We start from the raw sequence: 26656 nt of genomic DNA, 5'->3' as shown, positions 1-26656 counted from the left end.
GCCCCGCCCCCGCCGATGCCCGCCGCGACTGACAAGGTCGCGGTGGCCGGCGAGCTGCACGCCCCGCGCGCGGGCGTGGCGAGCCTGGACAACGCCATCGGCCACCAGAACATGCAGCAGCTGATCCAGCTGCGCTGGTTCGCCGTGGTCGGGCAGGTCGCCACCATCCTCGTGGTGCACTACGGCTTCGGCATCCGCCTGCCGCTGAACCACATGCTGCAGGTGCTCACCTGCCTTGCCCTGTTCAACATGGTGAGCCTGCTGCGCCTGCGCATCCACCGCCGCGTGACCAACGGCGAGCTGTTCGTGGCGCTGCTGGTCGACGTGGCCACGCTCACGGCCCAGCTGTACCTCAGCGGCGGCGCCACCAACCCCTTCGTCTTCCTGTACCTGCTGCAGGTGATCCTGGGCGCGGTGCTGCTGAAGGCCTGGTCGATCTGGACCATCGTGGTCGTCACCGCCCTGTGCTTCGCCGGCCTGGCGCTGTTCTCGCGCCCGTTGCCGCTGCCGCTGGACCACGACCGCGGCCTGTGGAGCCCCTATGTGCAGGGCATGCTGGTGTGCTTTGCGCTGAACGCCGCGCTGCTGGTGGTCTTCATCACCCGCATCAGCCGCAACCTGCGCGTGCGCGACGCGCGGCTGGCCGACATGCGCCAGCGCGCCTCGGAAGAAGAGCACATCGTGCGCATGGGCCTGCTGGCCTCGGGCGCGGCCCACGAGCTGGGCACGCCGCTGGCCACGCTGGCGGTGATCCTGGGCGACTGGCGGCGGCTGCCGCACTTCAGCTCCGACCCCGAGCTGCTGCAGGAAGTGGCCGAGATGGAAGTGCAGATCCAGCGCTGCAAGAGCATCGTGAGCGGCATCCTGCTGTCGGCCGGCGAAACGCGCGGCGAGTCGTCCGAAGAGACCACCGTGCGCACCTTCCTGGACGACCTCGTCGAGGAATGGCGCACCACGCGCCCGGTCGAGGAGTTCGACTACGAGAACCTGTTCGGCCAGGACCTGCCCATGGTCTCCGACTCGGCGATCAAGCAGATGGTGTGCAACGTGCTCGACAACGCGCTCGAAGCCTCGCCGCACTGGCTGCGCCTGGAAGCCACGCACGACGCCGACGCGCTCACCATCACCGTCACCGACGCGGGCCCCGGCTTCATCCCGGCCATCCTCGCGGAGTTCGGCAAGCCTTACCAGTCGAGCAAGGGCCGCCCCGGCGGCGGGCTGGGCCTGTTCCTGGTCGTGAACGTGGCGCGCACACTGGGCGGACGCGTCGCGGTGCGCAACCGCCCCGAGGGCGGCGCCGTCGTGACCATCACGCTGCCGCTGGCGGCCATCGTGCTCGAAGAGGACGAAGACCACGACGACGCAGCAACCGCCCTCGCGAACCACGCCGTTCCCCCCGCAGCCAGTCCATGACGCACACACCCGACAGCGGCGAAGTCCGCCAACTGCTGATCGTCGAGGACGACGAGGCCTTCGCGCGCACGCTCGCGCGCTCCTTCGAGCGCCGCGGCTACGTGGTGGTGCATGCGCGCAACCTCGAGGAGGTCGAGGCACTGCTCGAGGAAGGCGACGGCCCCTCGCCCGGCTATGCGGTGGTCGACCTCAAGCTCAACGGCGAGGCCTCGGGCCTGGCCTGCGTGCAGATGCTGCACCGGCACGACGCCGAGATGCTGATCGTCGTGCTCACCGGCTTCGCGAGCATCGCCACCGCCGTCGAGGCCATCAAGCTCGGCGCCTGCCACTACCTGGCCAAGCCCTCGAACACCGACGACATCGAGGCCGCCTTCGGCCGCGCCGCCGGCACCACCGAGGTCGAACTGACCAACCGCTCGACCTCCATCAAGACGCTGGAGTGGGAGCGCATCCACGAGACGCTGGCCGAGACCGGCTTCAACATCTCGGAAACCGCGCGCCGGCTCGGCATGCATCGGCGCACATTGGCACGCAAACTCGGCAAACAGCAGGTCAAGTAACATGATCTGCCGGTTTCGCGCATTTCGCGGAACCAAACCCGATTCCGGAGGCTCTGTTCCCTGATGACGAATAGCCCGCCGCTGCAGCTGCAGCCCGCCGACCTGAAAAAGAAGACTCTGAGCACCGCGCGCGACCAGACCGCGATGGAGGAGCTCTTCAACGCCCTGAGCCACGGCCTGGGCCTGCTGCTGGCCATCGCCTCGCTGCCGATCCTGGTCTACAGCGCCGCGCAGAAGGGCCCGTCGGCGACCGCGGCGGTGGTCGGCGCCTCGCTGTTCGCGGGCACGGCCATCGTGCTGTACCTGATCTCCACGCTGTACCACGCGCTGCCCATCGGCCGTGCCAAGGCCTGGTTCAACCGGCTCGACCACGCGGCCATCTACCTGTTCATCGCGGGCAGCTACATGCCCTTCCTGTTCGGCGTGCTGCGCGGCCCCTGGGGCTGGACGCTGTTCGGCGCCATCACCGCCGCCGCCGTGCTGGGCGTGGGCGCCAAGCTGTTCAACCGCCTGCAGCACCCGCTGTGGTCCACCGGGCTGTACGTGGCCATGGGCTGGATGGCGCTGATGGCGGCGGTGCCGCTGTACGAGCGCATGTCATCGGCGGGGCTGGGCTGGCTGGTGGCCGGCGGGCTGTTCTACACGGCCGGGGCCGTGGTGTTCCTGTTCGACAACAAGGTGCGGTACGCGCATTCGGTGTGGCACCTCTTCGTGCTGGCTGGCAGCACTTGCCATTTCTTCGCCGTGCTCTGGCACGCACACGGCTGAGCACACGTCCTCAGTAGTGGGGCGGGAGTTCGTCGCGCAGATTGCGTGCGCCCCCGTCCTGCCCCGCGTTCTGGCTCTGTAGCCGCAACTGCGCAACCTGCAGGATCAGGCTGTCGATCTGCTGCTGTTGCCGGTAGATCGTCATGTTCAGTTGCTCGAGCAGGTCTTCGGCGTAGCTCGACTTGATCTCGAGGTCGTTCAGACGCTCTGTCACGTCGTTCGGTGAATGTTCCATGGCGCTATTGGACAGGAAGATGCGCCAGGGTGAATCGCCGCCCGGGCGCCTGCGCCTGACAACGTCAGGCCAGGCCGCCGTTGGCGCGAAGGATCTGCCCGTTGACCCAGCCGCCGTCCGGCCCGGCCAGGAAGGCCACCACCCCCGCGATGTCCTCGGGCTGGCCGAGGCGTTCCAGAGGCGGCATCTTCGCGAAGGCCTCGATCTGCGCCTCGGTCTTGCCCTCGAAGAACAGCGAGGTGGCGATCGGCCCCGGCGCCACCGCGTTCACGGTGATGCCGTGCCCGCGCAGCTCCTTGGCGAACACGTGCGTGAAGGCCTCGACCGCCGCCTTGGTGGCGTTGTAGACCGCATAGCCCGGAAGGTTCAGCGCCACCACGGTGCTCGAGAAGTTGACGATGCGCCCACCCGCGTTGAGGCGCGTGGCGGCTTCGCGCAGCGTGTGGAAGGTGCCGCGCACGTTGATGTCGAAGGCTTGGTCGAAGAGCGCATCGCTGTGCTCGGCCAGCGGCAGCGTCTTGAGCACGCCCGCGTTGTTGACCAGCACGTCGACCTTGCCGAGCTGGGCCTCGACGGCGTCGAACATGCGGCGCACGTCCCCGGCATCCGCCACGTCGGCCTGCACCGCGATGGCCTGGGCGCCCGAGGCAGCGAGTTCGGCGACCAGCGCTTCGGCCTGCGCCGCGCCCGAGGCGTAGTTGACGGCGACGGCCAGGCCGTCGCTGGCGAGACGTCGCGCGATGGCGGCGCCGATGCCGCGGGAGGCCCCGGTGACGAGGGCGACGCGGGGCTGGCGGGAAGCGGTGTTCATGCGGTGATTCCTTGGAGATGAGGGATTGGCACGAATGATCGATCTTTCCATCAGAAAGATAATTACCTCCATATCGCCATCAAAATTCCATTTACACCAACAATCCATTGCACGACGCCCATGGACCGCTTCCAGGAAATGCAGGTTTTCGCGCGCATCGCGCAGCGCCAGAGCTTCACCCAGGCCTCCGACGACCTGCGGATTCCGCGGGCCACCGTCACCAACCTGATCAAGCGCCTGGAAGAGCGCCTGGGCACCCGGCTCCTGGAGCGCACCACCCGCACGGTGCGGCTCACGCAGGACGGCGAGGCCTACTACCGGCGCTGCGTGCGGCTGCTGGCGGACCTCGAGGAGGCCGAGGGCGCGTTCAGGAACGAGGCGCCCAAGGGCCTGCTGCGGGTGAACCTGCAGGGCACGCTGGCGCGGCATTTCGTGGTGCCGGCCCTGCCCGCCTTCCTCGCGCGCCATCCGGGGCTGGAACTGCAGATCGGCGAGGACGACCGGCTGGTCGACCTCGTGCGCGAAGGCGTCGATTGCGTGCTGCGTGCGGGGCAGTTGCAAGACTCCTCGCTGGTCGCGCGGCGCGTCGCACTGCTGCCGCAGGTGACCGTGGCCAGTCCCGCCTACCTCGCGGAATTCGGCGAGCCGGCCGACTTGGCGGCGCTGGCTTCGCACCGGACCGTCCACTATGTGTCCAGCGCCACGGGCAAGGCGGTTCCGCTCGAATTCACGGTGGACGGCCGCACGAGCGCCGTGACCCTGCCCGCCATCGTCTCGGTGACGGGCGCCGATCTCTACACCGGCGCGGCCGTCGCAGGCCTCGGGCTGGTGCAGGTGCCGCGCTACCGCGTGACCGGTGAACTGGCCGATGGCCGGCTGCGGGTGCTGCTGCCCGCCTTCGCGCCACCGCCGATGCCGGTCTCGGTGCTCTATCCGCAGAACCGCCAGCTGTCGTCGCGCGTGCGCGTCTTCACGCAGTGGCTGCACGAGCGCTTCGACGCCGCCGACGTGTGAGGCATCAGCACGCCGGCGACTCCTGCCGCACGTCGTCGACTTGGGCGGCCTGGTCGGCCTGCACAGGCGTTCCGCCGCGCAGGAAAGCGAACACCACCCACGCCGTCAACACCGTCACGCCCGCCAGCACCCACAGCAGCGTGCCGAACGCCACGCCGTAGGCGTGCAGGAGCGCCGCGCGGTCCATGCCGGGCAGCAGGGCCAGTGCCTGCGCCATGTCACCCGTCGTGACCCGCTGCGCGGCTTGCGCCGAGGCGGGGCTCTGCCCGAGCCGGACGGCCACGAGCGCGGTCAGCCCGGCGCTGACCAGCGCGAGCGCCGCGCCCTCGCCCGCCACCCGCACGGTGTTGAAGATGCCCGACGCCATGCCCGCCCGTTCGCGCGGCACCACGCTCACCGCGAGGCCGTCCATCAGCCCCCACGGCAGGCCGATGCCGGTGCCGATCAGCAACAGCGGCCCCGCAAGGCCCACCAGCGAGGTGCCCGGCGCACAGCGTCCGAGCCAGAGCAGCCCCGCGGCACAGACCAGCAGCCCCGCCGCCGAGATCGCACCCGCCGAGAAACGATGCGCGAGCGAGGCCGCCAGCGTCGGTAGGACCAGGATCGGTCCCGACAGCGCGAACATGAAAGCGCCCGCCTCCAGCGCGCTGCGCCCTTCGAGCCCGATGAAGCGGATCGGCAACAGCACCAGCAGCACGACAAAGCCGTAGGCCGGCGCCGCCGCCAGCAGCTGCACGCCGACGAAGCGCGGAAACCGGAACAGCGACAGGTCGAGCATCGGATGCGCCACGCGCCGTTCGATGGCGACGAAGGCCACGCCCATGGCCAGCGCGCCGGCCAGCGCCGCGAGCACCCATGGGCTGCCCCAGCCGCTGTCGGGCGCCTGCAGCACGCCCAGCGTGAGCAGGCTCAGCGCGGCCGTGAAGCTGAGCGTGCCCGGCACGTCCAGCCCCATCGCCTGCGGGTTGCGCGACTCGCGCATGCGCGGCGCGGCCAGGCACAGCGCGACGAGGCTCACGGCGCCGGGACTGAGCATCACGGCGTGCCAGCCGACGGTGTCGGCCAGCCAGCCCGACAGGATCGATCCGCACGACAGCCCCACGCCGAACGAAGTGCCGATGAGGCTGAAGGCCCGCAGCCGCGCGGGCCCGTCGAACACCTGCGCCAGCGCCGCCGTGCCCGCCGCGAAGGCAGCGGCCGAACCCAGCCCCTGAACGGCACGCGCGAGATCGAAGGCGACGATGCCCGGCGCCAGCGTCAGCAGCGCACTGCTCAGCGCCACCACCGCCAGGCCCAGCAGGAAGACGCGCTTGCGCCCGTAGGCATCGGCCAGCGCGCCGGCCGCCATCAGCGTGGCGCCGAAGCTCAGCATGAAGGCGTTGGTGATCCAGTTGAGCTGCACCGGCGTGCCGCCCAGCGTCTCGCGGATCGCGGGCAGCACCACGGCCGGGCCGGTGAAGCTCAGCGGCATGCCGAGCGCGGCCAGGCACACGGCGGCGAGCAGCCAGGCTTTATTGGAATCAGGGGAGGACATCGGGAAGGCTTTCACGCGGAACGAAGAGAAAGAGGAAATGCGTGAAGCGAAGATAAAAAGGATTCAATGAAACGAAAATAGCGCCTCTGATCCTCACACTGCCAACCAAAGGTTGCCAATCAAGCCCATGGACAGCTTCAGCGGACTCGAATCCTTCGTGCGGGCGGCCGACCTGCAGAGCTTTGCGCGGGCGGGCCGCGACCTGGGCATCTCGGCCTCGGCCGTGGGCAAGAACGTCGCGCGGCTCGAGGCGCAGATGGGCGTGCGCCTGTTCCACCGCACCACGCGGCAGGTGCGGCTCACGGCGGAAGGCGCGATGTTCCACGAGCGCTGCCGCCGCATCCTCGACGAGCTCGGCGATGCGCGCGCCATGCTGCAGGACGCCGTGGCCGCGCCGCGCGGCCGCCTGCGCGTGAGCCTGCCGACCATCGGCTACCGCTTCCTGCTGCCGATCCTGCCGGCGTTCAAGGCGCGCTATCCCGAGATCGAACTCGACCTCGACTTCAACGACCAGCTGGTCGACGTGATCGCCGAAAGCGTCGACGTGGCGATCCGAAGCGGCGAGCTGGTCGACTCACAGCTCGTGGCGCGCCGCCTCGGCCCCTTCAGCTTCGTGCTCGCGGCCTCGCCGGCCTACCTGGCGCAGCACGGCGTGCCGCAAGTGCCGGCCGACCTCGCCCGCCACAGCTGCCTGCGCTACAAGTTCGTGACCGATGGAAAGATCGAAGACTGGGACCTGCCCGGCCTGCCGCCCCAGCTCCCGCCGGGCCTGATCTGCAACAACATGGAAGCCATGCTGGGCGCCGCGGTGGCGGGCCTGGGCATTGCGTACATGCCCGACTTCCTGGCGCGCGATGCGCTGCGTCGCGGTGAACTGCAGCGGGTGCTGGCCCCGCACCTTGTGCGGCAGGGGCAGTTCTCGGCGCTGTGGCCGTCGAGCCGGCAGCTGTCGCCGAAGGTGCGGGCGTTTGTGGACTTTGCGAGTGAGCACATGTTCAAGGACGATGTCCCACAAACATCAAGAGACTGAATTCAGACCATAATCAGTCCGATCGACAGACACAGGTGAGCCCCATGAATTTCTCCACCCAGGTCAAACCCATCAGCTATCTCAAGAGCCATGCCGCGGACATCGTGAAGACCCTCTCGGACACGCGCGAGCCGCTGGTCATTACGCAGAACGGCGAGGCCAAGCTCGTGGTGATGGATGTCCGCTCTTACGAAGAGCACGAAGCGACGCTCGCGCTTCTGAAAGTGCTGGCACTTGGCCAGCGCGAAATCGAACAGGGCCAATTCCGCTCTGCGGACGACGTGTTCGCCGAACTGGACAAAGAAGACACCCCATGAAGGTGGTGTTCCTGCGGTCCGCCGAGGCCGACCTGAAGGACCTGCGGCGCTACCTTCTCAAGAATTTCGGTGCAGACACCTGGGCGGCGAGCTACGAAAAGATCAAGCAATCAGTCGCAATGATCGAAGCCCATCCCCTGGCGGGCCGTATCCCCGAGGAACTGGAAGACCTGAACGCGGCCCAGTACCGGCAAGTCATCTCGGGCATGAACCGCATCATTTATGAAGTGCGAGTGGATATCGCCTATGTCCACGTCGTCTGCGACACGCGCAGAGATCTGAAAGGCCTGCTCATGCGGCGCCTGGTAGGCCCCGCATGAGGTTTCCGGCATACGCCTACGCCGCTTCAACCAGCTGACGCTCGGCCTGTTCGCCGATGGTCTCGGCGGGTGCCGCGACAGGCGCAACGTGTTTCGCCTGGCTCAACGCCAACGCAACCTGCAATGGATACAGCGTGCGCGCATCACCCTCGGCCTTGTTGCTCACTGTCGTGCCATCGGCCTCGCTCATGCTGGCCGTGCGCACCGCGTCGAGCCGGTGGGTTGGCACCATGAACGGCGAGTGCGTCGTGTAGAGAATCTGGTTGCTGAAGTCCTGCTCCAGGTGCGCCAGCAGGTCGGCTTGCGAATGCGCATGCAGATGCAGACCGGGCTCGTCCAGCAGCAGGATCGCGTCGCTCGCGCCCTTCGTGTCCGCGAAGAACGCGGTGTAGAACGAGAAGAACCACTGAAAACCTCGGCTGCGTTCATCGAGGTTCACTTCCACCTCGTAGGCACCGTTCGGATCGGACACCAGCGTCTCCAGGTGCTGCCCGTCGAGGTTGAAGCGGATCTTCAGTGCGCGGTCCTTCCACACGCGGCGGATTTCCGACGTGACGACAGAGCCGGCGCGATTCACCAACTGATTGCGCGTCGCCAGGTCGTTCTTTGCCAGCAGGTCCTGCAGCTGCTGCGGATCGAGTCCCGCCACCTGGCACAGCTTCTCGAAATTGCGCTCGCCCGCCGTGCGTTCGCCCCAGCCCTTGCGCATGAGGTACTCGGCGATGTTCTGGCGGCCGGGCAGCGAGGCGTAGTCCTCGACGTAGATGAAGCGCGGCAGCTTTTCCAGCGCCCAGGCGTGGGCGCGGGCCAGCGCGGGCTGGTCGTTGTCGATCGTGCGCGCCAGCTCCTCGAGCTCGGTCAGCATCTGCGCCTGCTTGTCGGCGATCTCCGCGCCGGCGGTGGCCAGGGCCTGGCGCAGCGACTGCAGCGCCAGCAGCGCGCCGGCCGACCACCTGACGAAGTCGGGGCTGGGGATCATGGCCGCGTCGAAGGCATCGGCCTCCTGTTCCAGCGGCGCCTTCAGTTCGTCGGCGACCTTCTCGGTCGCGGCCTTCACGGCGGGCACGATCTTGCGCACCTTGGCCTTGATGTCGCTCACGTCGATCGACAGCGGGCCGAGGCCTTCGAAGCCGGTCCAGCGCGTGGCGCCGTAGCCGCGGCCGGCCGTGACCTGGCGCACACCGGCCGCGCGCGGCAGGATGGCGGCGAGCGCCAGCTGCTCGGAGGCGTCCAGGTCCCAGCACGTGTGCACGACGGGGGTCTCGTCGGTGCATTCGTCCAGGCGGCGGTGCCGGGGAAAGTCCTTGATGGGGCTGAGTGCCGTGAGCCCGTCGGTCGGGTTCAGGCTGTGCAACGCGCGCAGCAGGTTCGACTTGCCGCTGTCATTTCGACCGAGGATCGCTGTGATCTGTGAGGAATCGATGGAGCCGCTGTCGTGGATCGAGCGATAGTTGGTGATCTGGAATGACGCCAAGCGCATGAAAGGGAAATCTCTTCGATGAATTGCAGGGCCGGGGAATGTAGGTCATTCCCGCCGCATTCCCGGCCCGGCGCGAAGAAATTTTTTGTGTCTACTCGGCCGCGCGGCGCAGCGTGTCGACCACGGGCCGGCGCAGCACTTCGCGCAGTCCCCACCAGCCCGCACCCAGCGCCAGCACCGCACCGGCCAGCGCGCCCGCGACCGGCACCAGCGGCGAGGCGGTCCAGGTGAACTCGAACACGTAGCGCGCCAGCGCCCAGCCGATCACCGAAGCCACGATGCTCGCGAGAAAACCCGCCAGCAGGCCGACGCCCGCGAGTTCGGCGCGCTGCACCTGGCGCAGCAGGCTGGCGCGCGCGCCCACGGCGCGCATCACGGCGAATTCGCGCGCACGCTCCTCGCGCGTGGCGGTCACGGCCGCGAACAGCACCACCAGCCCGGCCGCGAGCGTGAAGCCAAACAGGAACTCGACCGCGCGCACCACCTGGTCGAGCACGCGCTGCACCTGGTTGATGGTGGCGCTCATGTCGACGTTCGTCACGTTGGGAAAGCTGCGCACCAGCGCGTTGTCGAAGCCGCGCGTCTCGGGCGCGCGGAAGGCGCCCATGTAGGTCACGGGCACGTCGGCCAGCGAGGCCACGGTGTACATCACGAAGAAGTTGGCGTGCAGCGAGCCCCAGTCGACCTTGCGCAGCGAGGTGATGCGCGCGTCGTTCTGCATGCCGCCGATGTCGAAGCGCAGGGTGTCGCCGAGCTTCAGGCCCAGCGTCTCGGCCAGGCCTTCTTCCACGCTCACCTCGTTCTTCGCCTCGGGTGTCCAGGCGCCCGCGGTGATGCTGTTGTGCGCGGGCGCGGCGCTGCTGTTGCTCAGGTTGAACTCGCGGTCCACCAGGCGCTTGGCGCGGTCCTCGGTGTAGTCGTCGGGCGTCACGGGCTTGTCGTTGATCGCCACCAGCCGGCCGCGGATCATCGGGTACCAGTCGAACTTGCCGACGCCCGCGTCGCGCAGCGTCTTCTGGAACGCCTCGCTCTGCTCGGGCATCACGTTGATGACGAAGCGGTTGGGTGCATCGGGCGGCGTGGCCTTGCGCCAGCTCGCCACGAGGTCGGTGCGCAGCAGCACCAGCAGCACCAGCGCCAGCAGGCCCACGGCCAGCGCGCTGACCTGCACCACGGCATAGGCCGGCCGCGCCGAGATCTGCCGCGTGGCCAGCACCAGCCAGCGCGGCGCGGTGGTCTCGCTGACGCTGCGGCGCAGCACCTTCACAGCCAGCCAGCTCAGGAGTGCGAACACGGCCACGGCACCGGCAAAGCCGCCGACCGCGATGAGGCCCAGCTTGATGTCGCTGCTGGCCGCCATCAGCAGCGCGGCGAAGCCCGCCACGCCGATGCCGAGCACGGCGAGCGACGCCGGCTTGAGCCCGCCCACGTCGCGGCGGATCACGCGCAGCGGCGGTACGCGCGCCAGCTGCAGCACCGGCGGCAGGCCGAAGGCGAACAGCAGCGTGAGTCCCATGCCCAGGCCGAAGGCCACGGGCCACAGCGTGGCGGCGGGCAATGCGGTCTCGACCAGGCCGGCCAGCAGCAGCACGAACACATAGTGGACGGCGAAGCCGATGGCCACGCCGATCGCGCTGGCCACGATGCCGATCACCGCGAACTCGAAAGCGTAGGCCGCGGCGATGGTGCGCTGGCTCTGGCCAAGCACGCGCAGCATGGCGCAGTCGTCGAGGTGGCTGGCCGCGAAGCCGCGCGCGGCCAGCGCCACGGCCACGGCCGACAGCAGCGCCGCGAGCAGCGCCACGAGGCTCAGGAATTTCTCGGCGCGGTCCAGCGTCTGGCGCATCTCGGGCCGGCCGCCTTCGAACGAATCGAGCCGCACGCCGCGCAGATCGCCCTTCTTGATGGTGGCATCGGCCCACTCGGTGAAGCGCTTCACCGCGGCATCGTCGCCCGCCACGGCGTAGCGGTAGCCCACGCGGCTGGCCGGCTGCACGAGGCCGGTGCGTGCCACGTCGCTCTGGTTGAGCATCACGCGCGGCGAGAAGCTCATGAAACCCGCGCCCCGGTCGGGCTCGAGCGTGATCACGCGGCCCACGCGCAGGCCGGTGTCGCCCAGCAGCAGCGTGTCGCCGACCTTCAGGCCCAGCGAGTCGAGCAGCGAGGCATCGACCCAGACTTCGCCCGAAGCCGGCACGTCGCGCGTCACCGTGCCCGCGCCTTCGGCCGTGGTGGCCGTCTGCAGGTTGCCGCGCAGCGGATAGCCCGGCGTCACGGCCTTCAGGGCCACGAGCTTGCTGGCGCCGCCTTGCGCGTCTTCGGCCCGTGCCATGGTGGGAAAGCCGTAGGTGCCGGTACCCGCGAGGCCGAGCGACTTCGCCTGCGCGATGAAAGCCTCGGGCGTCGGGTTGTCGCTCACGACCACCGCATCGCCGCCCAGCAGCTGGCGCGCGTCGCGCTGCAGCCCGCCCTGCAACCGGTCGGCAAAGAAGCCGACCGCCGTGAGCGCGGCCACGGCCAGGACCACGGCCACGATCAAGAGGCGCAGCTCGCCGGCGCGCAGATCGCGCCAGAGCGTGCGCCAGCCAAGGCGAAGGGAAGCATTCATAGGCGCGAACGATAGCCGAGCCCCGCCACGGCCTCGGCGATCAAGGGTTATTGCCCGCCCCTGCCCCTTGATCGAAGCGACATGCTGTCGCATGATGCGAAAAACGCATCCCGTCGCCACCGTCGGCGCGGGGACAAAAACAGCCCGTTGTCGGACCGTCCTTCCCCCACAAGGAGCGTCGATGCCACGATGTCAGCGCCTGCCAGCCCTCGGCCTCAGCCTGGCCCTCGGTCTGCTGTTGAGTGCCTGTGATCCCAAGCCCGCGAGCGCTCCCGCCGTCGGCGCCGCTCCCGCAGCAGGCGGCAGCCCGACCGGCGTCAAGCCGGCCGCATCGGGCGACACCGTCGAACCCTCCGCATCTCCCAAAGGCCCGTCCGAAGGCGGCGCAGCCGTGGGCGGCGTGAGCGGCGCGGGGAGTGGCAGCCCCTCGGGCGGAGCGCCCCCGGCCCCCAGCGGCGGCGACGGCACCGCCCCCAAATAAGAAGACGACTTCAGAAGCCCCCGAAAGAAGAACCACGATGAAACAACCCACATCCGTTGTGCAGGAGGTCATGTCATGGACATAAGCCGCCGGCAATTCTTCCGCGTGAGCAGCGCGGGCCTGATCGGCTCCAGCATCGTCGCGCTCGGCTTCTCCCCGACCGCCGCGCTGGCCGAGGCCCGCAACTTCAAGCTCGCACGCACCACCGAGACGCGCAACACCTGCCCGTACTGCTCGGTGGGTTGCGGTCTCATCATGTACAGCCTGGGCGACAAGGCGAAGAACGTGGTGTCGGACATCCTCCACATCGAGGGCGACGCCGACCACCCCGTGAACCGCGGCACGCTGTGCCCCAAGGGCGCAGGCCTGCTGGACTTCGTGCACAGCCCGATGCGGCTGAAGTACCCCGAAGTGCGCGAGGCCGGAGGTACCGAGTGGAAGCGCATCGGCTGGGGCGAGGCACTCGACCGCATCGCGAAGCTTCTCAAGGCCGACCGCGACGCCAACTTCCAGACCACCAACGCCGACGGCAAGATCGTCAACCGCTGGACCAGCACCGGCATGCTCTGCGCGTCGGCCTCGTCCAACGAAACGGGCTACATCACCCACAAGGCATTCCGCTCGACCGGGATGCTGGTGTTCGACAACCAGGCACGCGTTTGACACGGACCGACGGTGGCCAGTCTGGCCCCGACGTTCGGACGCGGTGCGATGACCAACCATTGGCAGGACATCCAGAACGCGGATCTCGTGCTGATCATGGGCGGCAATGCCGCGGAGGCGCACCCGTGCGGCTTCAAGTGGGTCATCGAAGCCAAGAAGCAGAACAAGGCCCGCCTGGTCGTGGTCGATCCGCGTTTCACGCGGTCGGCCGCCATGGCCGACTATTACGCGCCGATCCGCGCGGGGTCGGACATCGCGTTCCTGGCGGGGGTCATCAACTTCCTGCTGAGCAACGACAAGATCCAGACGGAGTACGTGCGCAACTACACCAACGCCACGTTCATCGTCGGGCCTGACTACAAGTTCGAGGACGGCCTGTTCAGCGGCTACAACGCCGAGAAGCGCAACTACGACCCCAAGTCGTGGGCCTACGCGCTCGACGAGGCCGGCATGGCCAAGGTCGACATGACCATGCAGGACCCGCAGTGCGTGCTGCAGGTCATGAAGCGCCACTACGCGCGCTACACGCCCGAGATGGTGAGCCGCATCACCGGCACGCCGCAGGACAAGTTCCTGAAGGTGTGCGAGTACATCGCGAGCACCAGCACCTCCACGCGCACCATGACCATCATGTATGCGCTGGGGTGGACGCAGCACAGCCAGGGCTCGCAGATGATCCGCACCGGCGCGCTCGTGCAGCTGCTGCTGGGCAACATCGGCGTGCCCGGCGGCGGCATGAACGCGCTGCGCGGCCACAGCAACATCCAGGGCCTCACCGACCTGGGGCTGCTGTCGAACTCGCTCACGGGCTACATGTCCCTGGCACGCGACAACGAACAGACGCTGGAGGACTACTACAAGACCCGCGCCGTCAAGCCGCTGCGGCCCAACCAGATGAGCTACTGGCAGAACTACCCCAAGTTCTTCGTCAGCCTGCAGAAGTCGTGGTGGGGCAACGCGGCCACGGCCGAGAACGACTGGGCCTTCCACTACCTGCCCAAGATCGACAAGCTCTACGACGTGCTGCAGGCCTTCGAGCTCATGAACCAGGGCAAGCTCAACGGCTACATCTGCCAGGGCTTCAACCCTGTGGGCTCGTTCCCCGACAAGAAGAAGATCGTCGACGGGCTCTCGAAGCTCAAGTTCCTCGTCACCATCGATCCGCTGCAGACCGAGACCAGCGAGTTCTGGCGCAACTTCGGCGAATTCAACGACGTCAAGACCACCGACATCCAGACCACGGTGTTCCGCCTGCCGTCCACCTGCTTCGCCGAGGAAGACGGTTCGCTCACCAACTCCAGCCGCTGGCTGCAGTGGCACTGGAAGGGCGCGCAGCCGCCGGGCGAGGCCATGCCCGACATCGACATCGTGGCGGGCCTCTTCAACCGCATCCGCGCGGCCTACGTGAAGGACGGCGGCGCGTTCCCCGACCCCATCGTCAACCTCACCTGGGCCTACAAGATCCCGCACGCGCCCTCGCCGCAGGAGCTGGCGATGGAGTACAACGGCCGCGCGCTCACCGACCTGCTCGACCCGAAGGACCCGAGCAAGCCGCCGCTGGCCAAGGCCGGCGAGCAGCTCGCGGGCTTCGGCCTGCTGCGCGACGACGGCTCCACCGCGAGCGGCTGCTGGATCTACGCCGGCGCCTGGACGCAGGCCGGCAACCAGATGGCGCGGCGCGACAACGCCGACCCGTACGGCATCGGCATGGTGCAGAACTGGGCATGGGCCTGGCCGGCCAACCGGCGCATCCTCTACAACGGCGCCTCGACCGATCCCAAGACCGGCAAGCCGTGGATCGCCCGGCGCAACCTCGTCGCGTGGAACGGCAAGCAGTGGACCGGCGCCGACGTGCCCGACATCCGGCCCGACGCCAACCCGACGGATGCCGACGCGGTGCGCCCGTTCATCATGACGGCCGAAGGCGTGGCGCGGCTGTTCGCGCCCACGGGCATGGCCGAAGGACCGCTGCCCGAACACTACGAGCCCTTCGAGTCGCCGCTGGTGAACAACCTGATGCATCCGAAGAACGAGAAGGCGCGCGCCAACCCCGCGGCACGCATCTTCAAGGGCGACCTCGAACGCCTGGGCACGCCGAAGGACTTCCCGTACGTGGCCACGAGCTACCGCCTCACGGAGCACTTCCACTACTGGACGAAGAACGTGCGTACCTCGGCCATCATCCAGCCGCAGCAGTTCGTCGAGATCGGCGAAGAGCTCGCGAAGGAGAAAGGCATCGCCAACGGCGACATGGTGAAGGTGTCGAGCAAGCGCGGCTACATCAAGGCCGTGGCGCTGGTCACCAAGCGCATCGTCGGGCTGCAGGTCGATGGACGCACCGTGCACACGGTGGGGCTGCCGAACCACTGGGGCTTCGTCGGCATCGCCAAGCCCGGGTATCTGGTGAACACGCTGACGCCGTTCGTGGGCGATGCGAACACGCAGACGCCGGAGTACAAGTCGTTCACCGTCAACATCGAGAAGGCATGAGATGAACCCCCACGCTCATCACTTCGTGTGTTCGCTGCCCCCCGAGGGGGCGCAGGCCTCCCTTGGGGCGGCCCGGCGGGAGGCCTGAACGATGTCGTCCCTCCAAACCCTCGACATCGCCGCCCGCTCGGCCACGACCACGCCGTCGCCCGAGATCCGCCACCGCCCGCAGGTGCAGGAGGTCGCGAAGCTCATCGACGTGACGACCTGCATCGGCTGCAAGGCCTGCCAGGTCGCGTGCATGCAATGGAACGACCTGCGCGACGAGGTCGGCACCACGCACGGCACCTACGACAACCCGAACGACCTCACGCCCGCCTCATGGACGGTGATGAAGTTCTCCGAGGTCGAACCCGAAGCCGGCAAGCTCGAATGGCTGATCCGCAAGGACGGCTGCATGCACTGCGACGACCCGGGCTGCCTCAAGGCCTGCCCGGCGCCGGGCGCCATCGTCAAGTACGCCAACGGCATCGTCGACTTCATCAGCGAACATTGCGTGGGCTGCGGCAACTGCGTCACCGGCTGCCCGTTCGACGTGCCGCGCATCAGCAAGGCCGACAACAAGGCCTACAAGTGCTCGCTGTGTTCCGACCGCGTGGGCGTGGGCCTGGAGCCGGCCTGCGTGAAGGCCTGCCCCACCGGCGCGCTGCACTTCGGCACCAAGGAGGACATGCACGAATACGCCGCGGAGCGCATCGTCGACCTGAAGGACCGCGGCTTCTCCAACGCCGGCGTGTACGACCCCGCCGGCGTGGGCGGCACGCACGTCATGTACGTGCTGCAGCACGCCGACCGTCCGGGCCTGTACGCCAACCTGCCGAAAGACCCGCACATCAGCCCGCTGGTCTCGCTGTGGAAGGGCGTGGCCAAGCCGCTGGCCATGGTCGCGATGATCGGCGCCGTGGTCGGCAGCTTCTTCCACTACATGAAGACCGGCCCCATCGAGCCCAAGGACGAGCACCCCGATGCCGACCGCGACGGCAAGCCCGATGAGGAAGTGGTGATCGAGGCACCGCCCGCAACGGCATCGCCCTCGTCCACCGCCCCCCATGCCTGAGGAGCACGCGATGACACGCTACTACCTTCGCCGCTACCGCGATGCCACCCGCATGAACCACTGGTTCGTCGCGCTCATGTTCTTCGCGGCCGCCCTGTCAGGTCTGGCCTTCTTCCACCCCGCCCTGTTCTTCCTGAGCGCGCTGTTCGGCGGCGGCCCGTGGACGCGCATCCTGCATCCGTTCCTGGGCCTGCTGATGGTGTTCGGCTTCGTGTTCCTGTTCTTCACGATGTGGCGCGAGAACCTCCTGGACCGCACCGACCGCGAATGGATCGCCAAGGCGCCACAGATGCTCAAGGGCGACAAGTCCGGCATGCCGCCGGTGGGCAAGTACAACGCGGGCCAGAAACTCGTGTTCTGGGCCTTCGGCATCAGCCTGCTGCTGCTGCTCGTCACGGGGTTCATGTTCTGGAGCCCGTGGTTCGTGGGCTTCTTCCCGATCCTCGTGCGGCGCATCGCGGTGGTCGTGCACTCGGCCTCGGCCGTGGTGCTGATCCTGTCGGTCATCACGCACATCTACGCCGCGATCTGGGTCAAGGGCACAATGCGTGCGATGACGCGTGGCACCGTCACCGAGGGATGGGCAAAGCTGAACCACCCCTTGTGGCATCGCAAGATGACGCGTGGTGAGTGATTAGGTTCTCCCCCAGGCTTCGCGCACTTCGTGTCGCTTCGCCAACCCCCTTCCGGGGGCAACACCAGCGGCCCGGCAAAGCCGGTTCCGCGATGTTCCACGAACAGACCTCCAGCGAGACCGCGTCGGGGCTGATCACGCATCGCAAATCGAGTGAATCGCTGTAGAGTCATCTGAATGAGCATTCCCCCCGGTACGCCACCGCCCATTCGCACCACGCGCGTTCTCGACCCCGAGCAGATCGCCATGCAGGCCGGGCGGCAGATGCCGTTCCTGCGCCTGCCGGTGCGCGCCGCCGTGTTCTCCGACCGGCAACTGCGGCTGCGCCAGCTCGCGGCCTCGCACGCGATGCGCGAGTACCTGCTGTTCATTGCCGACCTTGCGCAGGCCCAGCACCAGGTGCTGCAGGACTACCCCGACGTCGCGCTGCCCGAGTCCGCTGCGCTCGAGGCCGCATCGCAGGCGCTCAAGCCGCCGATGCCCGCCTTCGGCTGGCCGCGCGACCCCGTGTGGCGCAACGAGCTGCGCCGGCTGCTCGGCATCTTTCGTGCGCGGGTGGTCGAGGGCGCGGCGCGCGACACGCTCGACCGCGTGATGGCCGCCGACGACGCCTGGCTCGACCAGCAGGCCGACCAGCTCTCTCGCCGCATCATGTTCGGCCTCGACCTGGCGGCCGCGCCATTGATTGCCGCCGGCCTGCAGGCCTACTGGACCCAGCTCGTGCTGCAGGTGGCGCAGCGGCACGGCGAGAACATCTTCGGCCGCACCGACCCCGGCAACCAATGCCCCTGCTGCGGCAGCGCGCCCACCGCGAGCATCTCGCGCATCGGCGCCGACGAGGCGGGATTTCGCTACCTGCACTGCGCACTGTGTAGCACCGAGTGGCACTACGTGCGCATCAAGTGCACGCACTGCGAAAGCACCAAGGGCATTCACTTCGAATCGCTCGCGCCCGAACCCGGCGTCGAGCTGCCGGCCACCGGCGCGCGCGAAGGCGCCGTCAAGGCCGAGTGCTGCGACAGCTGCGGCCACTACCTCAAGCAGGTGGTCATGGAGAAAGACCCGGAGGTCGAACCCGTTGCCGACGACCTCGCCAGCGTGACGCTCGACCTGCTCGTGTCCGACGCGGGCCACCAGCGCAGCGGCCACAACTTGATGCTGCTGTTCGGCGACCCTGAAATCCCTGACGACGGCGGAGGCGGCTGATGGCAGCGCCCGAAGAGTCCGTGGTCCACGGCTCGACGGCAAGGCCCCAGGATCTGCCTTCTGTCGATCAACTGCTGCGTGGCGACACGCCGCGCGCCCTGCTGGCCGAACACGGCCGCACCCTTGTCGTCGGTGAAGCCCGTGCGCTGCTCGACGGGCTTCGCACGCGGGCCGTGGCCGGCACGCTGCCCGCCGCCGACGTGCAACCCGAAGCCCTGGCGCACGCACTCACCGAACGCGTGCAGGCCCGCATCGCGCCGCGCATGCGCGCCGTGCTCAATCTCACGGGCACGGTGATCCACACCAACCTCGGGCGCGCCCTGCTGGCCGACGCGGCGCTGCAGCGGCTCATGACGCTGATGACCTCGCCCAACAACCTCGAGTACGACCTCGGCTCGGGCGGACGCGGCGACCGCGACTCGCTGGTCGAAGAACTGCTGTGCAGCATCACCGGCGCCGAGGCCGCCACCGTGGTCAACAACAACGCCGCCGCCGTGCTGCTCACCATTTCGGCGCTGGCGCGCGAGCGCGAGGTGATCGTCTCGCGCGGAGAGCTGGTCGAGATCGGCGGCGCCTTCCGCATGCCCGACGTGATGGCCAGCGCGGGCGCGCGCATGGTCGAAGTGGGCACCACCAACCGCACGCATCCGCACGACTACGAGCGCGCCATCAACGAGCACACCGGCCTGTTGATGAAGGTGCACACCAGCAACTACGCGGTGCAGGGCTTCACCGCCGCCGTCGACGAAGCCACGCTGGCCGGCATCGCGCACGCGCGCGGCGTGCCGCTGGCCACCGACCTGGGCAGCGGATCGCTGGTCGACCTCGCGCACTACGGCCTGCCGCGCGAACCGCTGCCGCAGGAGATGCTCGCCGCCGGCTGCGACGTCGTCACCTTCTCGGGCGACAAGCTGCTGGGCGGGCCGCAGGCCGGCCTCATCGTGGGCAGCAAAGCGGCCGTGGGCCGCATCCGCAAGTTCCCGATGAAGCGCGCGCTGCGCATGAGCAAGCTGCCGCTGGCCGCGCTCGAAGCCACGCTCTCGCTCTATCTGCGCCCCGAGCGCCTCGCGCAGGACCTGCCGACCTTGCGACTGCTCACACGCCCCGCCGACGCGATCCGCGAGATGGCCGAGGCGCTGCAGCCCGCCGTGCAGGCCGCCGTATCGCCGCGCTTCACCGTCGAGGTCGTGCCGCTGCTCGGCCAGATCGGCTCGGGTTCGCTGCCGGTCGAACGCCTGCCTTCCGCCGGCCTCGCGCTCGCGCCGGCCGGCACCGCGAAGAAAGGCCTGGGCACGGCGCTCGACCAACTCGCCACCGCCTTGCGCGGCCTGCCGCTGCCGGTGATCGGGCGCATCGCGGAAGACCGCCTGCTGCTCGACCTGCGCTGCCTCGAAGACAGCGCCCCCTTCGTCGCCCAGTTGCCCCTGCTGCGCGACGCACTGCAATGATCATCGGCACCGCCGGCCACATCGACCACGGCAAGACCACGCTGGTGCGCGCGCTCACGGGCGTCGACACCGACCGCCTGCCCGAGGAGAAACGACGCGGCATTTCCATCGAGCTGGGCTACGCCTACCTGCATGCGCCCGATGGCGTGTCGCTGGGCTTTGTCGACGTGCCGGGTCACGAACGCCTGCTGCACACCATGCTGGCCGGCGCCACCGGCATCGACCACGCGCTGCTGGTGGTGGCCGCGGACGACGGCGTGATGCCGCAGACGCGCGAGCACCTGGCCGTGGTCGCGCTGCTCGGCGTGCGCGAGGCCACGGTCGCGCTCACCAAGATCGATCGCATCGACGCTGCCGCGCGCGACGCACGGTTGGCCGAAGTGCGCGCAGAGATCGCCGCACTGCTCGCGCCCACGCCCTTCGCGCAGGCCCCGGTGTTCCCGGTCGCGGCGACCACCGGCGACGGCATCGATGCACTGCGCGAGCGGCTGCTGGCCGTGGCGCGTGGTCAACCGACACGCGCCGACGACCTCGCGTTCCGCCTCGCGGCCGACCGCGCCTTCACGCTGTCCGGCGTCGGCACCGTGGTCACAGGCACGGTCCACAGCGGCACGGTGCGCATTGGCGACGAACTGACGCTCGCGCCGCACGCGCGCCCGGTGCGCGTGCGCGGCATCCATGCACAGAACCAGGCCGCCGAGTCGGCGCACGCGGGCCAGCGCTGCGCGCTCGCGCTGGCCGGACTCGCCAAGGAGGATGTGCATCGCGGCGACTGGATCTGCGCGCCCGCCATTGCGCTGGCCACCGCGCGCATCGACGTGCTGCTCACGCTGTGGCCCGACGAGACGCGCGCCCTGCGCTCGGGCGCGACGGTGCATGCGCACCTCGGTGCCAGCGACGTGATGGCCTCGGTCGCGCTGCTCGACCGCGAGGCATTGGCACCGGGCGAGACGGCGCTGGCGCAGCTCGTGCTGCGCGAGGCGGTCGGCGCCTGGCACGGCGATCGCGGCGTGCTGCGCGATGCCTCGGCCAGCCGCACCGTCGCCGGCGTGCGCGTACTCGACCCTTTCGCACCCGTGCGTTATCGCCGCACACCCGAACGGCTGCGCACGCTCGCGGCGTGGGCCGTCGACGAGCGCGACACCTGCGTGGCCGCGCTGCTGCACCACGCACCGCTCGGCCTCGATGCCGCGCGCCTCGCGCAGGCGCTCTCGCTGCCCGGCGAGGCCGCACTGCCGCTGCCCGCCGACGCAGTGCGCATCGGCGCCACCGCCATCGCGCAAGATCATCTCGATGCGCTGCAGACGCAGATCGTCGATCGACTGGCCGACTTTCACCGCGACGCGCCCGACGAGGTCGGCCCCGATGCTCGACGCCTCAAGCGACTGGCCGCCCCGCGCACCGACGACGCGCTGTGGCGCCACGCGATCGACGCGCTGCTGTCACGCGCCGCGCTCGCGCGCAGCGGCACCTGGCTGCACCTGCCCGACCATGCGGCGCGGCTCGGCGAAGCCGAACAGAAGCTCGCGCAGAAGCTGTTGCCGAAGCTCGCCGACGGCGGCTTCGATCCACCCTGGGTGCGCGACCTCGCAAAAGACTGCGCCGTGAGCGAGCCGTTGGTGCGCCAGACGCTCGCGAGCCTCGCGCGGCGCGGCGAAGCCTTCCAGGTGGTGAAAGACTTGTACTATCCGCTCGCGACCGTCGAACGGCTGGCCGTGCTCGCGCGCGGCTGCCTCGACGGACCCGAAGGCCTGCAGGCCGCGAGCTTTCGCGACGCCACCGGCCTGGGCCGCAAGCGCGCGATCCAGTTGCTTGAATTTTTCGACCGCGTGGGCTTCACGCGGCGGGTGAAGGACGCGCACCTGCTGCGCCCCGACACCGTGCTGTTCGAGGCGGTGCGGCGATGACATCGTCATCGCGGGCACTGTTCATGGGGGGGAATCGTCCCTGGTGGGGCGGCTGGGCTTCAAACCCAGTGGGTGGCGCCAGTCGTCGCCGGGAGGGTTCGACTCCCTCTCCCTTCCGCCCCTCTTTTCTTCGCACCCTCTCAGGGGATGACCGCGAGACCCGGCGCGCCGGCCTCCACGCGGCCGATCACCGCTGCGTGGCCGAAGCCCTCCTGCCGGAAGACATCCAGCACGGCTTCAGCCGCCTCGGGCGCGCAGCTCACGAGCAGGCCGCCCGAAGTTTGCGGATCGGTCAGCAGCGCCTGTGCCGTGGCCGGCAGGCCTTCGTGCAGCTGCACGTCGCCGCCGTAGCCCGCCCAGTTGCGGCCCGATGCGCCGGTGACCATGCCGCCGCCGGCCATCGCGATCACGTTGTCGAGCAGCGGCACCTTCGACCACTCGACCACCGCCGTGAGCCCCGCGCCGCGCGCGAGTTCGAGCGTGTGGCCGGCCAGGCCGAAGCCGGTGACGTCGGTCAGCGCATGCACGCCGTCGAGCGCCGACAGCGCGATGCCGGGCGTGTTGAGCTTGGTCGTGTTCTCGATCAGCTGGCGGTAGCCGGCTTCGGACAGCTGCTGCTTCTTGAGCGCCGCCGACAGCACACCCACGCCCAGCGGCTTGCCCAGCACCAGCACGTCGCCCGCCTGCGCGTCGGCATTGCGCCGCACGCGCTTCGGGTGCACCAGCCCCATCGCGACCAGCCCGTAGATCGGCTCGACCGAGTCGATGGTGTGGCCGCCTGCAATGGGGATGCCAGCCGCACGGCACACGTCCTGCCCGCCGCGCACGATCTCGGCGATCACTTCCACCGGCAGCTGGTTGATCGGCATGGCGACCAGCGCGAGCGCCATGATCGGCCGGCCACCCATGGCGTACACGTCGCTGATCGCGTTGGTCGCGGCGATGCGGCCGAACTCGTAGGGGTCGTCCACGATGGGCATGAAGAAATCGGTGGTGGCGATCAACGCCTGCTCGTCGTTGAGCCGGTAGACTGCCGCGTCGTCGGCGGTCTCGATGCCGACCATGAGTTCGGGCGGGATCAGTCCGCCCGCATGGTTGCGAAGAATCTGCGACAGCACGCCCGGCGCGATCTTGCAGCCGCAGCCGCCACCATGCGAGAAGCTGGTGAGCCGCAGCGGCGCCAGCGGATTCAGGAGCTTGGAGGGCGGAGCTTCGATCATGGCAACGGTTCTGTCGAATGGAACAAGCCGCGATTATCGAAGCCCGCGCCACCGTCTGCCCGCGCGTGCGAACACACCCTTTCCCTTCACCCCCGAAAGCCCCTCTCATGAAATCGAAACAAACCGTGTCCCGGCTGGCGCTCGCGCTGGCGCTGTCCCTCACCGCGCTGGGCGCCTTCGCGCAGGGCGTGCTGCGCGTGTCGGCCATTCCCGACGAAGCGCCCACCGAGCTGCAGCGCAAGTTCACGCCGCTGGGCGACTACCTCAAGAAGGAAACCGGCATGGACGTGCAGTTCACGCCCGTGACCGACTACGCCGCCGTGGTCGAAGGCCTGGCGACGAACAAGATCGACCTCGCCTGGCTCGGCGGCTTCACCTTCGTGCAGGCGCGCATCCGCACCAACGGCGGCGCGGTGCCGATCGTGCAGCGCGCGGAAGACGAGGTGTTCACCAGCAAGTTCATCGTGCCCACCGACAGCACCGCCAAGACCCTGGCCGATCTGAAGGGCAAGACCTTCGCCTTCGGCGCGCCCTCGTCCACCTCGGGCAGCCTGATGCCGCGCTACTTCCTGCTGCAGGCCGGCATCAACCCCGAGAAGGACTTCAAGACCGTCGCCTTCTCGGGCGCGCACGACGCCACCGTGGCCTTCGTGGCCGCCTCGCGCGCCGAAGCCGGCGTGCTCAACGCCTCGGTGTGGGACAAGCTGGTCGAATCGAAGAACCCCAACGCCGCCAAGGTGCGCGTGCTCGCGACCACGCCGACCTACTACGACTACAACTGGACCGTGCGCCCCGGCCTCGACGCGGCCGTGACGAAGAAGCTGACCGACGCCTTCCTCAAGCTCGACCCGGCCAACCCGGCGCACAAGGAGATCATGGCGCTGCAGCGCGCGAGCAAGTTCATTCCCACCAAGTCGTCGAACTACGACGGCATCGAGACGGCGGGCAAGTCGGCTGGGCTCATCAAGTAGGCGGATCGCCCGGATGAGTTTTTCGCTCGACAGCGCAGGCGTGGTGCACCCCAACGGCCAGCGCGCGCTGGCCGGCGTGACACTGGCCGCGCGCGACGGCGAGCGCATCGCCGTCATCGGGCCCTCGGGTGCGGGCAAGACCACGCTGCTGCGCGTGCTCGGCGCGGCCCTGCGGCCCGGCGAAGGCCAGGTGCAGGCGCTGGGCCAGCACCCGTGGCACCTGCCGGCGCGTGCGCTGAAGCAACTGCGCGCGCGTATCGGCACCGTGCACCAGGCGCCGCCGATCGCGCCGCGCCTGCGCGTGGTCACGGCCGTGCTCGCGGGCCGGCTCGGCCAGTGGTCGGCGCTGCGCGCGCTGGGTTCGCTTTTCTATCCGTCCGACATCGCGGGCGCCCATGAAGCGCTGGCCCGGCTCGCGCTCGAAGACCGGTTGTTCGACCGCTGCGACCGCCTATCGGGCGGCCAGCTGCAGCGCGTGGGTATCGCGCGCGTGCTGTACCAGCGCCCCGCACTGCTGCTGGCGGACGAGCCGGTGTCGGCGCTCGACCCCACGCTGGCGCACGCGGCCGTGGGCCAGCTGGTGGCACAGAGCGAATCGACCGGCGCCACGCTGGTCGCGTCGCTGCACGCGGTGGACCTGGCGCTGCGCTGGTTTCCGCGCATCGTGGGCATGCGGGACGGGCAGGTTGCTTTCGACCTGCCGGCCGCCGAGGTCACACCCGCGCTGCTCGATGCGCTCTATGCCAGCGAAGGCGGCGTGGCGACGCAGGGGCCGATGCCGGTCGCACCGTTGGCCGGCACCGCCGAGCCGACCTTCCATCGACCGGACTGCCCGTGACCGCGACGACACTCCCGTCTCCCGCCCTGCGCGATCCGTATGCAAGCCGCCGCCTGGCCGGCTGGCTCGCGGCGCTGGTCATCGCATGGCCGGTGCTCGCGCTGTCTGAATTCAAGCCGTGGGCGCTGTTCGGTAGCGGACAGCTCGCGGTCATCGGCGGCTTTCTCGCGGGCTTCTTCCCGCCCGACGGCTCGCCGGCCTTCCTCGCGTTGCTGGCGAAAGCCACGCTCGAGACGCTGGCGATGGCCACGGCCGGCACGGCCATGGCGCTGCTGATCGGCGCGCCGCTGGGCTTCGTGACCACGCGCGCGCTCTCCATCTCGCGCCTCGGGCCGGGCCCCGGCCGCGTGCAGGCCGGCGTGGTCCGGCAGGCCGCGCGCTGGCTGCTGATGGTGCTGCGCGCCATCCCCGAGATCGTGTGGGCGCTGCTGTTCGTGCGCGCGCTCGGGCTCGGCCCCGCGGCCGGCGTGCTGGCGCTGGCCATCACCTATGGCGGCATGCTGGGCAAGGTCTACGCCGAGATCCTCGAATCGACCGACACGCGCCCCGCGCGCGCGCTGCTCGAAAGCGGCAGCGGCCGGCTCGCGGCGCTGTGCTATGGCCTGCTGCCGCACACGGCGCAGGAGTTGGCCTCGTACACCGTGTACCGCTGGGAATGCGCGGTGCGCGCCTCGGTGGTGATGGGCTTCGTGGGCGCGGGCGGCCTCGGGCAGCTGATGGACCAGTCGATGAAGATGCTCAACGGCGGCGAGGCCAGCAGCATCCTTCTCGTGTTTCTCGCGCTTGTGCTCCTGGCCGACATGCTGAGCAATGCGCTGCGAAAGCTCCTGGCATGACGACGCTGCCACCACGCCCTCCCGTGTGCCTGCGTTGCTGGCTGGCCGTGGCGCTGATCGCCGCGGCGGTGGTCGTGAGCTTCGTCTATCTGGGCATCGACTACGGCGCGCTGGGCTCGGCCGAATCCCTCAAGCTGATGGGCAAGTTCATCGCCGAGTTCTTCCCACCCGATGTGTCGCCGGACTTCCTCGCCAAAGTCGGCCACGGCGCGCTGCAGACGCTCGCGGTGTCGGCGCTGGGCACCGTGCTGGCCGCCGTGGCCGGCGCCGTGCTCGCGCTGCCGGCCTCAGGACGCACCGGCGGAATGCTGCGCCACGGCGCGCGCTTCGTGCTCAACTTCCTGCGCAGCGTGCCCGAGCTGGTGTGGGCCGCGCTGATGGTGCTGGCCGCCGGCATCGGGCCGTTCGCCGGTGCCCTGGCGCTGGCACTGCACACCACGGGCGTGCTCGGCCGCCTCTTCGCCGAGGCGCTGGAGAACGCGCCGCGCGAGCCCGAGCAGGCGCTGGCGCTCTCGGGCGCCGGCCCCGTCGCCGCCTTCAGCTATGCCAGCCTGCCGATCGTGCTGCCGCAGTGGGTGGCCTACGCGCTCTATCGCTGGGAAATGAACATCCGCATGGCGGCTGTGCTGGGCTTCGTCGGTGGCGGCGGGCTGGGACAGCTGCTGTACTTCCACCTGTCGATCTTCCAGCAGCAGCAGGCGATGACGGTGTTGATCGCGATGTTCGTTCTGGTCACCTTTGTCGACTTGGCGAGCGCTCGCTTGCGAAAGGGCCTCGGCCCCGCGTACGCCTGACTGGCCGACAATCGGGGCATA

At 69.1% G+C, this 26656-nt stretch carries 24 protein-coding genes and 1 tRNA gene; 19 read left to right on the top strand and 6 right to left on the bottom strand.

What is annotated here, in order from left to right; all coding sequences use genetic code 11:
* Positions 1 to 15: 15 nt before the first annotated feature.
* The 3 genes from D3H34_RS22405 to trhA all read left to right on the top strand — a co-directional run bounded on the left by D3H34_RS22405 (position 16) and on the right by trhA (position 2741).
* Positions 16 to 1413, top strand: coding sequence for an ATP-binding protein (locus tag D3H34_RS22405; protein WP_119556450.1), 1398 nt, complete (start codon positions 16 to 18; stop codon positions 1411 to 1413).
* Positions 1410 to 1973 carry a response regulator transcription factor gene (locus tag D3H34_RS22400; protein ID WP_119556449.1) on the top strand — a complete coding sequence of 188 codons (564 nt, stop codon included), beginning with the start codon at positions 1410 to 1412 and terminating at the stop codon, positions 1971 to 1973. The genes D3H34_RS22405 and D3H34_RS22400 overlap by 4 nt, the downstream gene beginning before the upstream one ends.
* A gap of 144 nt (positions 1974 to 2117) precedes the next feature.
* Positions 2118 to 2741: a PAQR family membrane homeostasis protein TrhA gene (trhA, locus tag D3H34_RS22395; protein WP_119556453.1), complete on the top strand. Its 624-nt coding sequence runs from the start codon at positions 2118 to 2120 to the stop codon at positions 2739 to 2741.
* 10 nt (positions 2742 to 2751) lie between these two features.
* On the opposite strand, the gene D3H34_RS22390 is transcribed toward trhA, so the two are convergent.
* Complete coding sequence (locus D3H34_RS22390) at positions 2752 to 2976, bottom strand: SlyX family protein (protein ID WP_062469081.1); 225 nt, start codon at positions 2974 to 2976, stop codon at positions 2752 to 2754.
* 64 nt (positions 2977 to 3040) lie between these two features.
* A complete protein-coding gene (locus tag D3H34_RS22385) occupies positions 3041 to 3787 on the bottom strand; it encodes an SDR family oxidoreductase (RefSeq protein ID WP_119556448.1) in 747 nt (248 codons plus the stop codon).
* A 120-nt stretch (positions 3788 to 3907) separates the two neighbouring features.
* Between D3H34_RS22385 and D3H34_RS22380 the strand changes: the two genes are divergently transcribed.
* Positions 3908 to 4801, top strand: coding sequence for a LysR family transcriptional regulator (locus D3H34_RS22380; protein WP_119556447.1), 894 nt, complete (start codon positions 3908 to 3910; stop codon positions 4799 to 4801).
* 4 nt (positions 4802 to 4805) lie between these two features.
* Here the strand turns inward: D3H34_RS22380 and D3H34_RS22375 are convergent, their stop codons facing one another.
* Positions 4806 to 6335 carry an MFS transporter gene (locus tag D3H34_RS22375; protein ID WP_119556446.1) on the bottom strand — a complete coding sequence of 510 codons (1530 nt, stop codon included), beginning with the start codon at positions 6333 to 6335 and terminating at the stop codon, positions 4806 to 4808.
* Between the two features lie 127 nt (positions 6336 to 6462).
* On the opposite strand from D3H34_RS22375, the gene D3H34_RS22370 reads away from it, so the two are divergent.
* From D3H34_RS22370 to D3H34_RS22360, 3 genes are read left to right on the top strand one after another with little or no spacing between them, the layout of a single operon-like run.
* Positions 6463 to 7365, top strand: coding sequence for a LysR family transcriptional regulator (locus D3H34_RS22370; protein ID WP_119556445.1), 903 nt, complete (start codon positions 6463 to 6465; stop codon positions 7363 to 7365).
* A gap of 44 nt (positions 7366 to 7409) precedes the next feature.
* Positions 7410 to 7682 (top strand): type II toxin-antitoxin system Phd/YefM family antitoxin, encoded by a 273-nt coding sequence (locus tag D3H34_RS22365; RefSeq protein ID WP_119556444.1) that lies wholly within the window; start codon positions 7410 to 7412, stop codon positions 7680 to 7682.
* The gene (locus D3H34_RS22360; RefSeq protein ID WP_119556443.1) at positions 7679 to 8002 is read left to right on the top strand and encodes a type II toxin-antitoxin system RelE/ParE family toxin; all 324 of its coding nucleotides are present in this window, start codon (positions 7679 to 7681) and stop codon (positions 8000 to 8002) included. Before D3H34_RS22365 ends, D3H34_RS22360 begins: the two co-directional genes overlap by 4 nt.
* Before the next feature lie 16 nt (positions 8003 to 8018).
* On the opposite strand, the gene D3H34_RS22355 is transcribed toward D3H34_RS22360, so the two are convergent.
* Both D3H34_RS22355 and D3H34_RS22350 read right to left on the bottom strand, forming a co-directional pair.
* Positions 8019 to 9482, bottom strand: a complete 1464-nt coding sequence (locus D3H34_RS22355; protein WP_119556442.1) for an AAA family ATPase — start codon at positions 9480 to 9482, stop codon at positions 8019 to 8021.
* A 91-nt stretch (positions 9483 to 9573) separates the two neighbouring features.
* On the bottom strand, positions 9574 to 12090 hold the full coding sequence (locus tag D3H34_RS22350) for an ABC transporter permease (RefSeq protein WP_119556441.1): 2517 nt from the start codon (positions 12088 to 12090) through the stop codon (positions 9574 to 9576).
* A gap of 181 nt (positions 12091 to 12271) precedes the next feature.
* On the opposite strand from D3H34_RS22350, the gene D3H34_RS22345 reads away from it, so the two are divergent.
* The 8 genes from D3H34_RS22345 to D3H34_RS22305 all read left to right on the top strand — a co-directional run bounded on the left by D3H34_RS22345 (position 12272) and on the right by D3H34_RS22305 (position 22094).
* Positions 12272 to 12571 (top strand): hypothetical protein, encoded by a 300-nt coding sequence (locus D3H34_RS22345; protein ID WP_119556440.1) that lies wholly within the window; start codon positions 12272 to 12274, stop codon positions 12569 to 12571.
* A gap of 75 nt (positions 12572 to 12646) precedes the next feature.
* Positions 12647 to 15724, top strand: a complete 3078-nt coding sequence (gene fdnG, locus D3H34_RS22335) for a formate dehydrogenase-N subunit alpha (protein ID WP_147400467.1) — start codon at positions 12647 to 12649, stop codon at positions 15722 to 15724.
* 91 nt (positions 15725 to 15815) lie between these two features.
* The gene (gene fdxH / locus D3H34_RS22330) at positions 15816 to 16781 is read left to right on the top strand and encodes a formate dehydrogenase subunit beta (protein WP_119556437.1); all 966 of its coding nucleotides are present in this window, start codon (positions 15816 to 15818) and stop codon (positions 16779 to 16781) included.
* A gap of 10 nt (positions 16782 to 16791) precedes the next feature.
* Positions 16792 to 17415, top strand: a complete 624-nt coding sequence (locus D3H34_RS22325; protein WP_119556436.1) for a formate dehydrogenase subunit gamma — start codon at positions 16792 to 16794, stop codon at positions 17413 to 17415.
* 177 nt (positions 17416 to 17592) lie between these two features.
* Positions 17593 to 18621 carry a formate dehydrogenase accessory protein FdhE gene (fdhE, locus tag D3H34_RS22320; protein ID WP_119556435.1) on the top strand — a complete coding sequence of 343 codons (1029 nt, stop codon included), beginning with the start codon at positions 17593 to 17595 and terminating at the stop codon, positions 18619 to 18621.
* Complete coding sequence (gene selA / locus D3H34_RS22315) at positions 18621 to 20069, top strand: L-seryl-tRNA(Sec) selenium transferase (RefSeq protein WP_119556434.1); 1449 nt, start codon at positions 18621 to 18623, stop codon at positions 20067 to 20069. Before fdhE ends, selA begins: the two co-directional genes overlap by 1 nt.
* Positions 20066 to 21976, top strand: coding sequence for a selenocysteine-specific translation elongation factor (gene selB, locus D3H34_RS22310; protein WP_119556433.1), 1911 nt, complete (start codon positions 20066 to 20068; stop codon positions 21974 to 21976). Before selA ends, selB begins: the two co-directional genes overlap by 4 nt.
* 25 nt (positions 21977 to 22001) lie before the next feature.
* Positions 22002 to 22094, top strand: a tRNA-Sec gene (locus tag D3H34_RS22305).
* A gap of 22 nt (positions 22095 to 22116) precedes the next feature.
* Here D3H34_RS22305 and selD read toward each other — a convergent pair.
* A complete protein-coding gene (gene selD, locus D3H34_RS22300; protein WP_119556432.1) occupies positions 22117 to 23196 on the bottom strand; it encodes a selenide, water dikinase SelD in 1080 nt (359 codons plus the stop codon).
* A gap of 107 nt (positions 23197 to 23303) precedes the next feature.
* Between selD and D3H34_RS22295 the strand changes: the two genes are divergently transcribed.
* From D3H34_RS22295 to phnE, 4 genes are read left to right on the top strand one after another with little or no spacing between them, the layout of a single operon-like run.
* The gene (locus D3H34_RS22295) at positions 23304 to 24167 is read left to right on the top strand and encodes a putative selenate ABC transporter substrate-binding protein (protein WP_119556431.1); all 864 of its coding nucleotides are present in this window, start codon (positions 23304 to 23306) and stop codon (positions 24165 to 24167) included.
* Positions 24168 to 24180: 13 nt separating this feature from the next.
* Positions 24181 to 25005 (top strand): phosphonate ABC transporter ATP-binding protein, encoded by an 825-nt coding sequence (locus D3H34_RS22290; protein WP_119556430.1) that lies wholly within the window; start codon positions 24181 to 24183, stop codon positions 25003 to 25005.
* Positions 25002 to 25841: a PhnE/PtxC family ABC transporter permease gene (locus D3H34_RS22285; protein ID WP_119556429.1), complete on the top strand. Its 840-nt coding sequence runs from the start codon at positions 25002 to 25004 to the stop codon at positions 25839 to 25841. Before D3H34_RS22290 ends, D3H34_RS22285 begins: the two co-directional genes overlap by 4 nt.
* A complete protein-coding gene (gene phnE, locus D3H34_RS22280; protein ID WP_119556428.1) occupies positions 25838 to 26635 on the top strand; it encodes a phosphonate ABC transporter, permease protein PhnE in 798 nt (265 codons plus the stop codon). Before D3H34_RS22285 ends, phnE begins: the two co-directional genes overlap by 4 nt.
* Positions 26636 to 26656 lie beyond the last annotated feature (21 nt).

The organism is Acidovorax cavernicola (assembly GCF_003581445.1).
The sequence above is the reverse complement of the archived record's forward strand: the minus strand, read 5'-3'. Positions and strand labels throughout refer to the sequence as shown.

What these genes read in the sequence shown, in the direction of transcription:
- D3H34_RS22405 (WP_119556450.1), top strand. Translation starts at nt 16, where the DNA reads ATGCCCGCCGCGACTGACAAGGTCGCGGTGGCCGGCGAGCTGCACGCC.
- D3H34_RS22400 (WP_119556449.1), top strand. Translation starts at nt 1,410, where the DNA reads ATGACGCACACACCCGACAGCGGCGAAGTCCGCCAACTGCTGATCGTC.
- trhA (WP_119556453.1), top strand. Translation starts at nt 2,118, where the DNA reads ATGGAGGAGCTCTTCAACGCCCTGAGCCACGGCCTGGGCCTGCTGCTG.
- D3H34_RS22390 (WP_062469081.1), bottom strand. Translation starts at nt 2,976, where the DNA reads ATGGAACATTCACCGAACGACGTGACAGAGCGTCTGAACGACCTCGAG.
- D3H34_RS22385 (WP_119556448.1), bottom strand. Translation starts at nt 3,787, where the DNA reads ATGAACACCGCTTCCCGCCAGCCCCGCGTCGCCCTCGTCACCGGGGCC.
- D3H34_RS22380 (WP_119556447.1), top strand. Translation starts at nt 3,908, where the DNA reads ATGGACCGCTTCCAGGAAATGCAGGTTTTCGCGCGCATCGCGCAGCGC.
- D3H34_RS22375 (WP_119556446.1), bottom strand. Translation starts at nt 6,335, where the DNA reads ATGTCCTCCCCTGATTCCAATAAAGCCTGGCTGCTCGCCGCCGTGTGC.
- D3H34_RS22370 (WP_119556445.1), top strand. Translation starts at nt 6,463, where the DNA reads ATGGACAGCTTCAGCGGACTCGAATCCTTCGTGCGGGCGGCCGACCTG.
- D3H34_RS22365 (WP_119556444.1), top strand. Translation starts at nt 7,410, where the DNA reads ATGAATTTCTCCACCCAGGTCAAACCCATCAGCTATCTCAAGAGCCAT.
- D3H34_RS22360 (WP_119556443.1), top strand. Translation starts at nt 7,679, where the DNA reads ATGAAGGTGGTGTTCCTGCGGTCCGCCGAGGCCGACCTGAAGGACCTG.
- D3H34_RS22355 (WP_119556442.1), bottom strand. Translation starts at nt 9,482, where the DNA reads ATGCGCTTGGCGTCATTCCAGATCACCAACTATCGCTCGATCCACGAC.
- D3H34_RS22350 (WP_119556441.1), bottom strand. Translation starts at nt 12,090, where the DNA reads ATGAATGCTTCCCTTCGCCTTGGCTGGCGCACGCTCTGGCGCGATCTG.
- D3H34_RS22345 (WP_119556440.1), top strand. Translation starts at nt 12,272, where the DNA reads ATGCCACGATGTCAGCGCCTGCCAGCCCTCGGCCTCAGCCTGGCCCTC.
- fdxH (WP_119556437.1), top strand. Translation starts at nt 15,816, where the DNA reads ATGTCGTCCCTCCAAACCCTCGACATCGCCGCCCGCTCGGCCACGACC.
- D3H34_RS22325 (WP_119556436.1), top strand. Translation starts at nt 16,792, where the DNA reads ATGACACGCTACTACCTTCGCCGCTACCGCGATGCCACCCGCATGAAC.
- fdhE (WP_119556435.1), top strand. Translation starts at nt 17,593, where the DNA reads ATGAGCATTCCCCCCGGTACGCCACCGCCCATTCGCACCACGCGCGTT.
- selA (WP_119556434.1), top strand. Translation starts at nt 18,621, where the DNA reads ATGGCAGCGCCCGAAGAGTCCGTGGTCCACGGCTCGACGGCAAGGCCC.
- selB (WP_119556433.1), top strand. Translation starts at nt 20,066, where the DNA reads ATGATCATCGGCACCGCCGGCCACATCGACCACGGCAAGACCACGCTG.
- selD (WP_119556432.1), bottom strand. Translation starts at nt 23,196, where the DNA reads ATGATCGAAGCTCCGCCCTCCAAGCTCCTGAATCCGCTGGCGCCGCTG.
- D3H34_RS22295 (WP_119556431.1), top strand. Translation starts at nt 23,304, where the DNA reads ATGAAATCGAAACAAACCGTGTCCCGGCTGGCGCTCGCGCTGGCGCTG.
- D3H34_RS22290 (WP_119556430.1), top strand. Translation starts at nt 24,181, where the DNA reads ATGAGTTTTTCGCTCGACAGCGCAGGCGTGGTGCACCCCAACGGCCAG.
- phnE (WP_119556428.1), top strand. Translation starts at nt 25,838, where the DNA reads ATGACGACGCTGCCACCACGCCCTCCCGTGTGCCTGCGTTGCTGGCTG.